The 12,475-nt window shown below is 68.1% G+C and carries 16 protein-coding genes and 3 tRNA genes; 2 read left to right on the forward strand and 17 right to left on the reverse strand.

The features are described 5' to 3' along the window. A partial coding sequence (locus Q0581_RS06375) for a carboxyl transferase domain-containing protein (protein ID WP_298698704.1) occupies positions 1 to 469 on the reverse strand: 469 nt, incomplete at its 3' end. 52 nt (positions 470 to 521) lie between these two features. Here Q0581_RS06375 and Q0581_RS06380 point away from each other — a divergent pair. Then, complete coding sequence (locus Q0581_RS06380; RefSeq protein WP_298698706.1) at positions 522 to 2,276, forward strand: patatin-like phospholipase family protein; 1,755 nt, start codon at positions 522 to 524, stop codon at positions 2,274 to 2,276. Positions 2,277 to 2,365: 89 nt separating this feature from the next. Here Q0581_RS06380 and Q0581_RS06385 read toward each other — a convergent pair. The 14 genes from Q0581_RS06385 to Q0581_RS06450 form a co-directional block, all read right to left on the reverse strand. Beyond that, positions 2,366 to 2,442: transfer RNA gene (locus tag Q0581_RS06385), tRNA-His, on the reverse strand. A gap of 70 nt (positions 2,443 to 2,512) precedes the next feature. After that, the gene (locus Q0581_RS06390) at positions 2,513 to 3,268 is read right to left on the reverse strand and encodes a M48 family metallopeptidase (protein ID WP_298698708.1); all 756 of its coding nucleotides are present in this window, start codon (positions 3,266 to 3,268) and stop codon (positions 2,513 to 2,515) included. A gap of 115 nt (positions 3,269 to 3,383) precedes the next feature. Beyond that, positions 3,384 to 4,100: an energy transducer TonB gene (locus Q0581_RS06395; protein ID WP_298698710.1), complete on the reverse strand. Its 717-nt coding sequence runs from the start codon at positions 4,098 to 4,100 to the stop codon at positions 3,384 to 3,386. 10 nt (positions 4,101 to 4,110) lie between these two features. Next, positions 4,111 to 4,548 (reverse strand): biopolymer transporter ExbD, encoded by a 438-nt coding sequence (locus tag Q0581_RS06400; protein ID WP_298698712.1) that lies wholly within the window; start codon positions 4,546 to 4,548, stop codon positions 4,111 to 4,113. Positions 4,549 to 4,553: 5 nt separating this feature from the next. Continuing rightward, the gene (exbB, locus tag Q0581_RS06405) at positions 4,554 to 5,450 is read right to left on the reverse strand and encodes a tonB-system energizer ExbB (RefSeq protein ID WP_298698714.1); all 897 of its coding nucleotides are present in this window, start codon (positions 5,448 to 5,450) and stop codon (positions 4,554 to 4,556) included. 481 nt (positions 5,451 to 5,931) lie between these two features. Next, a tRNA-Phe gene (locus Q0581_RS06410) sits at positions 5,932 to 6,007 on the reverse strand. A 66-nt stretch (positions 6,008 to 6,073) separates the two neighbouring features. Continuing rightward, complete coding sequence (gene yacG, locus Q0581_RS06415) at positions 6,074 to 6,235, reverse strand: DNA gyrase inhibitor YacG (RefSeq protein ID WP_298698716.1); 162 nt, start codon at positions 6,233 to 6,235, stop codon at positions 6,074 to 6,076. 2 nt (positions 6,236 to 6,237) lie between these two features. Continuing rightward, a complete protein-coding gene (locus Q0581_RS06420; protein WP_298698718.1) occupies positions 6,238 to 7,272 on the reverse strand; it encodes a ribonuclease E/G in 1,035 nt (344 codons plus the stop codon). Next, positions 7,269 to 7,844: a Maf family nucleotide pyrophosphatase gene (locus Q0581_RS06425; protein WP_298698720.1), complete on the reverse strand. Its 576-nt coding sequence runs from the start codon at positions 7,842 to 7,844 to the stop codon at positions 7,269 to 7,271. The genes Q0581_RS06420 and Q0581_RS06425 overlap by 4 nt, the downstream gene beginning before the upstream one ends. A gap of 13 nt (positions 7,845 to 7,857) precedes the next feature. Next, entirely contained in the window at positions 7,858 to 8,076 is a 219-nt protein-coding gene (infA, locus tag Q0581_RS06430; protein ID WP_003164348.1) for a translation initiation factor IF-1, read from the reverse strand. Between the two features lie 116 nt (positions 8,077 to 8,192). After that, positions 8,193 to 8,660, reverse strand: a complete 468-nt coding sequence (locus tag Q0581_RS06435; protein WP_298698722.1) for a UPF0262 family protein — start codon at positions 8,658 to 8,660, stop codon at positions 8,193 to 8,195. Next, positions 8,657 to 9,127 carry a DUF2948 family protein gene (locus Q0581_RS06440; protein WP_298698724.1) on the reverse strand — a complete coding sequence of 157 codons (471 nt, stop codon included), beginning with the start codon at positions 9,125 to 9,127 and terminating at the stop codon, positions 8,657 to 8,659. Before Q0581_RS06440 ends, Q0581_RS06435 begins: the two co-directional genes overlap by 4 nt. Further along, a complete protein-coding gene (gene murA / locus Q0581_RS06445) occupies positions 9,117 to 10,412 on the reverse strand; it encodes a UDP-N-acetylglucosamine 1-carboxyvinyltransferase (RefSeq protein ID WP_298698726.1) in 1,296 nt (431 codons plus the stop codon). Before murA ends, Q0581_RS06440 begins: the two co-directional genes overlap by 11 nt. A 97-nt stretch (positions 10,413 to 10,509) precedes the next feature. After that, positions 10,510 to 10,662, reverse strand: a complete 153-nt coding sequence (locus Q0581_RS06450) for a hypothetical protein (protein WP_298698728.1) — start codon at positions 10,660 to 10,662, stop codon at positions 10,510 to 10,512. A gap of 97 nt (positions 10,663 to 10,759) precedes the next feature. Between Q0581_RS06450 and Q0581_RS06455 the strand changes: the two genes are divergently transcribed. Then, positions 10,760 to 10,834: transfer RNA gene (locus tag Q0581_RS06455), tRNA-Thr, on the forward strand. A 43-nt stretch (positions 10,835 to 10,877) separates the two neighbouring features. On the opposite strand, the gene Q0581_RS06460 is transcribed toward Q0581_RS06455, so the two are convergent. Then, entirely contained in the window at positions 10,878 to 11,426 is a 549-nt protein-coding gene (locus Q0581_RS06460; RefSeq protein ID WP_298698730.1) for a hypothetical protein, read from the reverse strand. 59 nt (positions 11,427 to 11,485) lie between these two features. Further along, complete coding sequence (locus Q0581_RS06465) at positions 11,486 to 12,454, reverse strand: IPT/TIG domain-containing protein (RefSeq protein ID WP_298698732.1); 969 nt, start codon at positions 12,452 to 12,454, stop codon at positions 11,486 to 11,488. Between the last annotated feature and the right edge of the window lie 21 nt (positions 12,455 to 12,475).

Here is a 12,475-nt window from a genome sequence, read left to right on the forward strand (position 1 = left end):
ACACCTCGGCCTGGTGCGGCAGATTGGCCCCGCCCGAATCGACCAGATAGACGCAGGGCAGGCGGTTCTGCTCGGCGATCTCCTGGGCGCGCAGGTGTTTCTTGACCGTCAGCGGGAAGTAGGCGCCGCCCTTCACCGTCGGATCGTTGGCGACGATCATCACCTCGCGGCCCGAGACCCGGCCGACGCCACAGATCATGCCCGCGCCCGGCGCCTCGTCCCCATACATGCCGTTGGCGGCCAGCTGGCCCACCTCCAGAAACGGCGAGCCGGGGTCCAGCAGCCGTTCGACCCGGTCGCGAGGCAACAGCTTGCCGCGCGCCACATGGCGTTCGCGTGACTTTTCCGGCCCGCCCAGCGCCGCCTTGGCCACGCGGGCGCGCAGGTCGTCGGCCAGGGCGCGGTTGTGGGCGTCAAGGGCGGCGAAGCGTTCGCTGTTTCGGTCGATGGCGGAGGTCAGCTTGGGCATGGCCCTTCCCTAACCCTTCCCCCGCCCGCGCGGAAGGGCGATACAGGGACCGATGACCCCGCCCCGCACCGACACCCTGGAAGCCGCCCTGTCCCGGGTGTTCGAGGGCCGGATGATCGACCGCGCCAGCTGGTTCGCCCTGACCGGAGGCGAGGCGCTGTTTCATGAAGGCGATCCGGCCGACACCCTTTATCTGGTGCGCAGCGGGCGCCTGGGCGTGTTCCGGCACGAGCCGGGCCAGCCCAGCCAGTTCATCGGCGTGGTGCGCCCCGGAGAGCCGGTGGGCGAAATGGCCATGCTGGCCGATGCGCCCCATACCGCCAGCGTGGTGGCCCTGAGGGACAGCGAGATCCTGGCCCTGCCGCGCGACGCCTTCTTCGAGGCCGCCCGCACCGAGCCGGACCTGATGGTCGAGCTGTCGCGCCTGATGATCCAGCGGGCGCGCGACCGGCGCTCGGGTGCGGCGGAACCCAGCGTGTTCGGCTTCATCGGCGCGCGCCACCGCCCGGTGCGCGCTTTTGTCGAACGCGTGGGGGCCGCCATTCAGGCCATGGGCTTCACCTGTCGCATCATCGACCATTCGGCGCTGAGTTCGGCGGCCGAGTGGTTTTCGCGGGTCGAGGACGCCCACGACTATGTGCTGTACGTCGCCGAGGCGGACGAACCGGCCTGGGCCGCCCTGTGCGAGCGTCAGGTGGATCGGGTTTTCGTGATCGGCGACCCCCTGCTGGCCCCGCCCGCCGCGACGCCCCGCCGTACCGGGCCGGACGAGGCGCATCGCCGGCCCGACCTGATCCTGCTGCGCGATGCGCGGATGGAGCGGCCGGCCAACACCCGGATCTGGCTGGATGGGCTGGACCCCGCCCGCTGGTTCCATGCGGCCGAGGATTCGGCCCCCGATGCGGCCCGCATCGCCCGTGTCGTCACCGGCACATCGGTGGGGGTGGTCTTCTCGGGCGGCGGGGCGCGGGCCTATGCCCACATCGGGGTGGTGCAGGCGCTGCATGACGCGCGCGTGCCGTTCGACTTCGTCGGCGGGGCCTCGATGGGCGCAGTGATCGGCGCCGGCCCGGCCCTGGGCTGGACCGACGACGAACTGGACGCCCGCATCCGCCACGCCTTCGTCCGATCCGATCCCCTGTCCGACATCGCCTTTCCGATCGTGGCCATGACCCGGGCGCGCAAGGTCGAGCGGTTGTTGCAGGAGGCCTATGGCGAGTTGCTGATCGAAGACATGCCCCTGCCCTTCTTCTGCACCTCGTCCAATCTGACCAGCGGCCAGGTGCAGATTCACCGCCGAAGTCTGCTGCGCCAGGCCATGCGGGCCTCGATCTCCATCCCCGGCGTCATGCCGCCGGTGGTGATGAACGATCAGGTTCTGGTCGACGGCGCCGTGCTGAAGAATTTCCCCGCCGAGATCATGCGCCAGATCAACAGCGGCCCGATCATCGGCTCGGACGTGTCCCAGACGCGCGGCGTCGATCCGGCCTCGCTGCACAATCCGTCGTGGCTGCGCTGGCTGGTGTCGGGGGCGTGGAAGAAGGGGCCGCCGATCGTGGCGGTGCTGATGCGCTCGGCCACCCTGACCACCGACGCCGAGATCGAGGCGTCCCGCAGCATCACCGACCTGCTGATCCAGCCGACTCCCGAAGGCATGGATATCCGCGACTGGAAGACCTACGACGCGCCGGTCCAGGCCGGCTATGCGGCGGCGGTGGCGGCCCTGTCGACGCTGAACGGCCCGGCGACCCTGCTGCGCCGCGCGCGCGAACAGACCCAGGCGGTCGTTGGGCCGCAAGCCTCTTAAGTCGGGTCGAGGATCGCGACGAGGCCACGGAACCGCTCGAAGCCAGGGACCGTGGGCCAGAAACCATGGACCTGGGACCGTGGGAAGGATGGTACCGCCTCTCAGGCTTGAACTGAGGACCTCCGGCTCCACAAACCGGCGCTCTAACCAGCTGAGCTAAGGCGGCGCTATCCGCGCGAGAGGCGCTGTCTAACGATCTTGGCGGCGTCGATCAAGCGGGCGCGTACAATAAAGGTTCAGCGCCAGCCGCGTTCGCCGATATAGCGCTCCAGCGCCTGGATCCGCGTGGCGTCGGATGGGTGGGTCGAGGCGAACTCGGGCAGGCCCGCCTGACGATCCTGCGACATCAGACGCCACAGCGCGACGGCTTCGGACGGGCGATAGCCGGCGGCCTGAAGATAGTCGACGCCCAGGCGATCCGCCTCCAACTCGTCGCGGCGCGAGAAGGGCAGCAGCGCGCCGTACTGGGCGAAGACTCCCGCCGCCGTGCCGGCCTGACTGCCGTAATCGCCGGCCACGCCGCGCGCCACTTCGACGCCGACACTGGCCAGGGCGCTGCTGGAATAGCGTTCCGCCGCATGACGGGCGACGACGTGGCCGACCTCGTGGCCGATCACCGCCGCCAGTTGGTCGTCGTTCTGAACCAGTCGCAGCAGGCTCTGGGTCACACCGATCTGGCGCGACGGCAGGACGAAGGCGTTGGCCGCCCCTTCCTCGAAGACCGCATACTCCCAGGCCACTCCGCCCAGGCCCGCCGCCTGGACGATCCGGTCGCCGACACGCCGGACCCGCGCATTCTGGGTGGCGTCGCGCGATATTTTCTGGGTCGTCATGGCCTCGCGCCAGGCGGCGTTCGAGGACTGAAGCATCGAGGATTCATCGACGATCATCAGCTGGTTGCGCCCCAGGGCTTCGTTATAGGCGCAGCCCCCCAGCGCAGTCGTGGCGCTCAGGACAGCCAGGATAAGGGGCGATGCAAGACGCCGGCGCATGATGGGGCTCCTCGAAGCTAGGGTTTATCGCAAGGCTAGCGCGACACGGGCCCAAAAGAAAACGCCCCGGGCCGAAACCCGGGGCGTTCTGGAAGGCATTTGAGCGATCCGGCTCTTAGTCGAGACGGAAGCTCATCCGGTACTGCACCCGAGCGCCAACGGCGGCGCCGTCGACCTGTTGCGGGTTGAGGCGGGCCGAGCGCATGGCACGCAGGGCTTCCGCACCGAAACCGGCGCCGCTGGGGCTTTCCTCCACGATGCGGCAATCCGAGGCCGAACCGTTGGCGTTCACCTGACAGTTCACCACCGCATAGCCCGACTCGATGCCGCGGCTCTGGGCCCGTTCCGGGAAGTCCGCGGCAGGGCGGCGCGACCAGGAGGGGTTGGTGATGACCGACGGGCGCGGCGGAGCCGGCGGGGCCGGCGGCGGCGGCGGACCGGGGATGTTGGCCGGCGGACCGGTATACTCGACGCGATCGTCTTTCTTGGTCGGCTCGACGTTCACCGTGACCGGCGGCGGCGGCGCGTTCGGCGTCACCACCGGCTCACGCACCTGCAGCTTGGGCGGCGGGGGCGTGTCGGTCGGCGGCGGCGGAGGCGGCGGCGGCGGCGGAGGCGGCGGGATGGGTTCCACCAGCTCCACGTCGACGCTGTCGTCCGAGTACTCGAACACCTGCAGCTTGAACTTCGCCTGCTGGAGATAGAACAGCAGGACAGCGAACAGCACGCAGACCAGGAAGAAGCTCAGCACCCAGGTCGAGGGCTTGACGCCCATGAACCCTTTTCCGCGCGGCGCGTCGTAGCGAGAGCGATGATATTCAACGTCTGTCATTGCTCACCCTCTACTGAAGCGACGTGTCTTCGCCGACCAGGGCGACGGAATAGAAGCCGTTGTCCTGCAAGGCGTTCATGACCTGCATGAAGTCGCCATAGCGGGTCTGCTGGTCAGCGCGGATATAGATCCGCTCGTCCGCCGGATTGCGCCGGCCGATCTGCGAAGTCAGCTCCGTGCCCATCGAATTCACGTCGGTCCGGAAGTCGCCGATGTAAACATCGCCATCATCCTGGATCGAAATGTAGATCGGCTTGGGCGGGTTGGTTTGCGGGGGGGCCACGGCCCGGGGAAGTTTCACCTCCACCGACACGGTGGCGAGCGGAGCCGCCACCATGAAGATGATCAGGAGCACCAGCATCACATCGACGAACGGCGTGACGTTGATCTCGCTGTTCTGTTCGACGTGATACTTCCCGCCGCCGCCACCGCTGAGTTTGGCGGCCATGCTGCTTACGCCCCCTTGTCGAGCTGACGCGAGACAGCGTTCAGCAGTTCGGCGCTGAAGCCGTCAGAGCGCGAACCGTACGCCGAGATGCGGGTGTTGAAGTAGTTGTAGATGATAACCGCCGGAATGGCCGCGAACAGGCCGATGCCGGTGGCCAGCAGGGCCTCGGCGATACCCGGAGCCACGACGGCCAGGTTGGTGGTGTTCGATTCGGCGATGCCGATGAACGAGTTCATGATGCCGTACACGGTGCCGAACAGACCGATGAACGGACCCGACGAACCGACCGAGGCTTGGAACTGCTGGCCGCCCGACAGGCGCTTGGCCAGACCCGACTGAACCGCGGCGACGGCGGCTTGAGCGCGACCGATGGTCGAGTCGCGGTGTTCGCCGGTGACCGACAGGCCCGACTGACGCGACAGTTCGACTTCTTCGGTGGCCGCGGCGGCCATGTCGGCCAGCGGGTTGCCGTCGAACTCGTCCGAAGTGGCGACACGACGCATGTCAGCGATGGTGCGGGCGCCGCGGAAGGCTTCCAGGAAGCGGTCGGTCGAGCGGTTCAGCGAACCGAACTCGAACATCTTGATCAGCAGCAGGGTCCAGGTGAAGACCGAGGCCAGCAGCAGGCCGATCATGACGACCTTCACGACCAGGGTCGCGTGCACGAACATCGAGATCGGGGTGATGCTTTCGCCGCTGCCGCCGCCGGTGGCTTCGGCAACGGTTTGCGGGTCGGCGTCGGCGGCCGGAGCAGCCGGGGCCGAGGTTTCAGCGGCCGGGGCGGCCGTGGTCGCGGCGGCCGGGGCCGGAGCGGCCGGGGCCTGAGCCAGAACCGGCGAGCCCGCCATCAGGACGGCAGCGCCGGCCAGGGCGAGAATGATGTTGGTCTTCTTCGTGAGCATTTTCCGCCAGTTCCTGCTTGCTTTGGTCTGACTCAGTGGACCCATGAACGTCCGCCCGAATGGACGACCGCCCGTGAATGAAAAATCGTTCACTGGACCGGCCCGAAGACCAGGCCCAGAGAAACGCCTACCTCGTGCGTCCGGTTGCGTTGAAGCGCCCGGACCGGTCGATGAACGCCCGGAACCGTGATTCCATACGCCATCGCCCGTTCGCCCTTTGGGAAGCGGTCGAGCTTCCTTTGAAGAACGCATACCAGAGCGTCAAGTGCGCAATGCGCCTTTTCGCCCACCAGTAGAAACACTGGCGATGCGGCAATAAATCGCCGCCAAACGCGACATTATGATGAAAACCATTCCATCAATCGCGCAAGCGCGACGCACAAGCCGTGCGCCAGACGCCAGACGCGGAAAGATACGTCGTCGTCGAACCAGGTTTGAGGAAAAACGGCCTCGTCTGAATGGGACATGAGGCCGGAAAAGATGGTGCCTGGGGGCGGATTCGAACCACCGACACGCGGATTTTCAATCCGCTGCTCTACCAACTGAGCTACCCAGGCGCGCCGCATCTGCTCGCGGGAGCGGGGTCTATAGGCGAGCGGCCCCAGCCTTGTCCAGCGCCCGTTTCACTCTTCGTGATCCGAGGGCGAATCCTCGACCGGCTCGCCCGGAACCGCATAGACGCCCGACAGCCAGCGCTGCAGGTCCACATCGGCGCAGCGGCGCGAGCAGAAGGGGCGATAGGCCGGGTCCGGCGGCGCCTTCTTGCAGATCGGACAGTTCGCCATCTTCAGCCCTCCACGATGTCCGACCGGCCCGGCGCGACAGACGGATCGGCCCGCAACGCCGCGCGCAGGCCCAGCCGCGCGATCAACGGCGCCGCGGTCGCCGCCTCCTGCGGTGAACAGACGGCGGTGAACCGGGCCACGGTGGTGTCGGACAGCAGCGCGTGCCGCAGGTGGCGGGTCAGGTCTATGGCGCGGGTCATCTCGCTGGGCCGCCGGTCGCGGTCGTTCAGCCGATCCTCGATCGGGGTACGCCCCCAAGGCAGGGCCAGTTGCAGCAGGCCGAACCGGCTCAGCGGCCCGAACACGGGCCCGTCGCCGTCAAAGGCCGAACGCGCGGCAGTCATGACCGCGTCGGGGTTCAGGTTCGCCCCCACCAGATCGATGGCGACCAGTCCGCCCCAGTGGGCCAGGCGGATCAGGCGGGCGGCGTGTTTCAGCCCCTCGCGATTCGCCCGCTCGCGTCCCTTGCGCGCGTCGCGGCCCGGCAGGTGGGCATAGTCGATATCGACCGCGATCAGGGCGCGGGTGCGCTGGACCGCCAGATCGATGCCCTGTTCGGCGAAGAAGTCCCCCTGGCCCAGGGCCTCCTCCTCGGCGTCCCAGGACGCCTGGATGGCGGCGAGGCCGGTCTGGACCTCCACGCCCGGCGCCCATTGGGCCAACAGCGCCGACACCTCCGGCCCGGGCGCCAGCAGGCGCGGCGCTCCCTGCCCCGGCCCGGTCAGGCGTAAGGTCGGCCCCTTGCGCTCGCGCGGCTCGGCCGTGACCTGAACCTCGATCCGGTCGCCTTCCCTGACGGTCGCGGCCTTGGTCAGCGGCAGGAAGCCCGGCGCATTCTCGACGCCCAGATCGACGAAGGCGGCGCGATAGCCCGCCTCGACCTCCATCACCCGCCCGACGCAGCGCGCGCCCAGGCGATGCTGGGGCGGGTCGTCCTCGCGCTGGATGATCAGGCGCTCGAACCGGCCGTCGCGGGCGACCATGCCCCGCACCTCGCCCGGCGTGTCGTCCAGGAAGGCTTCGATCTCGCCGCTCACCGGCGCCAGCCCGCGCCTTCAAGCAGATGCGCGGCCTCGTACAACGGCAGTCCCATGACCGAGGGGTGGCTGCCGACGATACGGCGCACAAAGGCCCCGGCCGGGCCCTGGATGCCATATCCGCCCGCCTTGCCACGCCAGTCGCCGGTGGCGACATAGGCGGCGATCTCGGCTTCGGACAGAACCTTGAACGTCACGCGGGTTTCGTTGACGCGGGTGGTGGTGCGGCCGTCGGCGACCACGGCCACGCCGGTGAAGACCCGGTGATTGCGCCCCGACAGCAGGCGCAGGAAGCGCGCGGCCTCGGCCTCGTCAGCGGCCTTTTCCAGGAACCGGCGGCCCACGGCGACCACGGTGTCGGCGGCCAGCACGACCGCGCCGGGCGACCGGGCGGCCACGGCCTGGGCCTTGGTCCGCGCCAGACGTTCGGCCAGACGCGGCGGCGTCTCGGCCTTCAGCGGCGTCTCGTCGATGTCGGCGGGGTCGATGCGGTCGGGAACGATCCCGATCTGCGCCAGAAGTTCGATCCGGCGCGGGCTGGCCGAAGCCAGCACCAGGGGCGGACGCGTCATGGCGTCTGCGCCCTTACTTGAAGCGATAGGTGATGCGGCCCTTGGTCAGATCATAGGGCGTCATCTCGACCAGCACCTTGTCACCGGCCAGCACGCGGATGCGGTTCTTGCGCATCTTGCCGGCGGTGTGGGCGATGATCTCGTGGTCGTTTTCCAGCGTCACGCGGAAGGTGGCGTTCGGCAGCAGTTCGCTGACCACGCCCGGAAACTCCAGCAGTTCTTCCTTAGCCATGCGGCCTCTCACGCCCTTGGGATACGACAACGACCCCGGCCGGGCGGGCGCCGGGGGCGAAGAGGCGCGCTAATGCCGGAAAACCGCGCAAAAGTCGAGGCGCGGCGTCAATGGTCTCAACGCCGGGTCAGGGCGAAGACCAGGGTGAACAGGCGCCGGGCCGTTTCGTGGTCGATGGCGATCTTGCCGTCCAGCCGGTTCCGCAGCAGTTCGGCGCCTTCGTTGTGCATGCCGCGCCGGCCCATGTCGACCGACTCGATCTGGCTGGGCGAAGACCCGCGCAGGGCCTGGTAATAGCTGTCGCAGATCAGGCCATAGTCCTTCAGCACCGTCTTCAGAGGCGTCAGCGACAGGCCGTGCGCGCGGGCGTATCCGGGTCCGGCGACATCGAACACCAGCCGACTGTCCTGCAGCGACAGGGTCAGGGCGTAGGGGCCGCCTTCGGCGCCGACCGGCTCGAAGCTGTTTGTCTCGACCAGGTCGAACACCGCCACGCGGCGCTCATGCTCCACCTCGGCCGAGGCGGCCGGCAGGCTGGCGGCGTCCAGCGTCACCGAGGCCAGGCGGTGCTCGCCCCCGTTCATTCGGCCACCGTCTCTTGCGGCGCCTGTTCAGGATGGGCCGGCGCCACCCGCGCGGGCCAGCGCTCCGACAGGTCGGTGACCACGGCGTCCAGGCATTCCACGTCGATGCGCAGATCCCCGCCGCCGGCGAACATCAGGATCACACGGCCGCCCGGCGCCTCGACCGGCTCGAAGTCGATGGCCAGAAGCTCCAGCGCCGATTCGGGGCCGCGCGGCAGGCGCCGGCTCTTGACCGCCTGGACGTCGCCGAACTGCATGGCCGCCATCACCCGCGTGCCGCCGCATTCCCAGCAGAAGCGCGACAGGGCGATGGTCACCCGCCGGGCCGACTTCTCCCACACGATATCGACCGGCCGCAGGATGGAGTCCTGAAGCGCGGCCGACATGATCTGCAGATCGTCGGCGTCGGCCGCCAGCATACGCAGCGGCGTCGGAGGCGTCTTGGCGGGGGCCTCTTCAGTGGCCATCGGAATCGTCCTCGCCGTGGATGCGGCGGATCTGGGCGCCGCAGGCCCCCAGCTTCTCTTCCAGACGCTCGAACCCGCGATCCAGGTGATAGACGCGGCCCACCGTCGTTTCGCCCTGGGCGACCAGCCCCGCGATCACCAGGCTGACCGAGGCGCGCAGGTCGGTGGCCATCACCGGGGCGCCATGCAGAACCTCGACCCCGTTCACGCGCGCCTCGCCCGCATGAACCGCGATGTCGGCGCCCAGCCGCGCCAGCTCGGGCGCGTGCATGAAGCGATTCTCGAAGATGGTCTCATGGATGACGCTGGTCCCTTCGGCCGTGGTCATCAGGGCCATGAACTGGGCCTGCAGGTCGGTGGCGAAGCCGGGATAGATTTCGGTGGTCACATCCACCGCCTTCAGCCGCCGGGCCGGATCGCGCCGCACGATGACGCCGTCGTCGGTGGGGGTGATCTCGACCCCCGCCTGGATCATCTTGTCGGTCAGGGCCTGGATCAGATCGGCGCGCGCGTGGGTCAGTCGCACCTCGCCCCCCGCCATGGCGGCGGCGACGGCATAGCTGCCCATCTCGATCCGGTCGGGAATGACCGACCAGTCGGTCCCGTTCAGCGAGGTGACGCCGTCGATGGTCAGGACATCGGTGTCCAGCCCCTGGATCCGCGCGCCCATGGCGATCAGACAGCGGGCCAGGTCGCCGATCTCGGGCTCGCGCGCCGCATTGCGCAGAACCGTGGTCCCGTTCGCCAGCACCGCGGCCAGCAGCGCATGCTCGGTGGCGCCGACCGAGACGAAGGGAAAGACGATCTCGGCGCCGCGCAGGCCCTTCGGGGCCGTGGCCGAGACATAGCCCTCATCCAGTTCGATCGAGGCGCCCAGACGGCTCAAGGCGTCGATATGCAGATCGACCGGCCGCGCCCCGATGGTGCAGCCGCCCGGCAGCGACACCCGCGCATGGCCGGTGCGCGCCAAAAGCGGCCCCAGCACATTGAACGAGGCCCGCATCTGACGCACCAGCTCATACGGGGCGAAGGTGGAGGTGATCGCCTTGGCGTCGAACAGGGTCTGCTGGCCGTCCGGCCCGTCCGATTCGGTGACCGTGATGCCGAACTGGCGCAGCAACTGGCCCAGGAATTTGGTGTCCGCCAGGCGCGGCATATTGGTCAGCCGCAGGGGCTGATCCGTCAGGATCGAGGCGGCCATCAGCTTGATGGCGGAATTCTTGGCGCCGCTGATCGGGATTTCGCCGAACAGCTGGGCGCCGCCCTGGATGGCGATGCGGTCCATGTGATCCTTAAAACGCGCCGACGAAGCGGCGTGCTTCGGCGGATCGGCTATCTAGCAAGCGCACGTGGCGATGCGAAAGAGCGGTCGGCGATGACTTTCAGTTGCTCTTCCTGTCCGCCGGCGGCCGGGCGGCCTTGCGGCGCTTCAGATTGTCGCGAAGTGCGGCGGCCAGGCGGGCGGCGCGTTCGGCCTTGGCTTTATCCTGGGCCTTGCCCTCGGGACGGTCCGGCTTTTCGGGCGGCGCGGTCATGCCGCCATGTCGCCCGATCAAAACTTTTGCGCAAGCAGGCGATTTGGGGCTTTCCCCCCGGCGGACCTTTGGCTATACGGCCGCTTCCTCAGATTTCGCCGCCGTAGCTCAGTGGTAGAGCGCATCCTTGGTAAGGCTGAGGTCGGCAGTTCAATCCTGCCCGGCGGCACCACCTAAGACGAAGGCCCGGTCGATCAGACCGGGCCTTTTGTTTTTCAGTCCTGTTCCAGCGCCGTGGGCGGATGGGCCGGGGCGCGGTGACGGCGAATCCGTTCGTCCCAGGCGTCCGAACGCGTGGCGGCGTCGCGAACGCGGAAAGGACTGTCCGGGTCGCGATAAAAACGGTCCATCCCGCGCGGATCATGCGAATAGGGGAACAGCCCGTTTTCCGTATGGTCGAACGACAGGTCCAGACGCCCGCTGTCGCCCAGCGGGATCGAAACCCACATGCCCACATCACGATAGCCGCCGGTGCCGATGCCGGCCGAGACCTCGCCGTGCAGGCGGCGGTCGTCGACGGGGCCGACCGGCTTGTCGAAGGCCGGCTCTCCGGGCTGGCGCTGGTCGATCCAGCGGGCGATCTGCTGGTCCGTGGTCAGATTGTGCGGTGTGGCCGTGTCCAGGGTGGTCTGCAACACCGAAGGCGCGACATCGACCGGGGCTTCCACGGCCACGGGCGGCGCGACGGCGGCGCGGGCCGTCGCGATGACCGACTGCGGTTCATCCATGACCGTCACGGCCAGGATCATCAGGCTGATGAGCATGCAGGCGCTCCTCTCGCCGCCCAGTCTAAACCAGATTGCGGCGAGAGGTTGGTCAAAACTCAGACAGCGAGACGACGTCTTTGCAAGGTGACGACCGCCGCCGCGCCCAGGATCAGCGCCAGCAGGATCATGGCCCACTCCGACAGCGTGGGCACCACGGCCGGCGTGTAGCTATAGTCGTCGGAGGGCGTATTGACGTTGGAGCCGGAACCGGTGGTCACCACAATATCGACGGCGCCCAGCGCGGCGCCCGGCGGCGACACGGCGGTGATCTGGGTCGGGCTGTTCACGATATAGCTGGCCGCCGCCACGCCGCCGAAGGTCACGCCCGTCACGCCGACGAAATTGGTGCCGGTGATGACGACGCTGGTCGCCCCCGCCAGGCTGCCGCTGGCCGGCGCCAGAGACGTGACGGTCGGAAGTCCCACGGACATGACCCAGGGCCCCGGAGCCATGCCGACGAGCCGCAGCCGATTGGAATCATAGCCCCCAGCCGAACAGCTATCGGCTGGACTAGCCGCGGCAAGCCCGTTCACGACCACAGCGCACACACCGTTGATATAGGCTTCCGGCGCATTGTTGCTCAGAAAGATGTTGTCGATGAACGCACCAGCGGCAACGACGCCACGCCAACGATAGATATCGATATTCGACGAGGTGATCGCACCTGCGCCATTCGTCGTGACGCGGAAATCATGCAGGCGCGCCTGCGGATCGGTGTGCACGATGGTCTGCACACCATCCGATACGGTGTAGCCGGTGACCAACAACGAAATGTCTGCGTTCGCCAGATTGGTCGCCAGCGGCGCCGCCGTGGTGAAACTGACGGTGATCACGTCCCCCGGAGTATAGGCCGCGCATACGGCAGGCGCGACGCAGGTGACCTGAGTCTCGATATTGGCGGGCGTGCTGGCCGCTGTTACGTACGTATAGGTCACCTGCGCCGATGCAGGCGCAGCGACCAGCGCCACCCACACGGCGGCCAGACAGCTCAGAAAAACACGCACACCCACCCCCCATTTCTTCACGGCGCCGCCCTCAGCAGCGCT

This window comes from uncultured Brevundimonas sp. (genome assembly GCF_937863155.1).
Taxonomy (GTDB): Bacteria; Pseudomonadota; Alphaproteobacteria; order Caulobacterales; family Caulobacteraceae; genus Brevundimonas.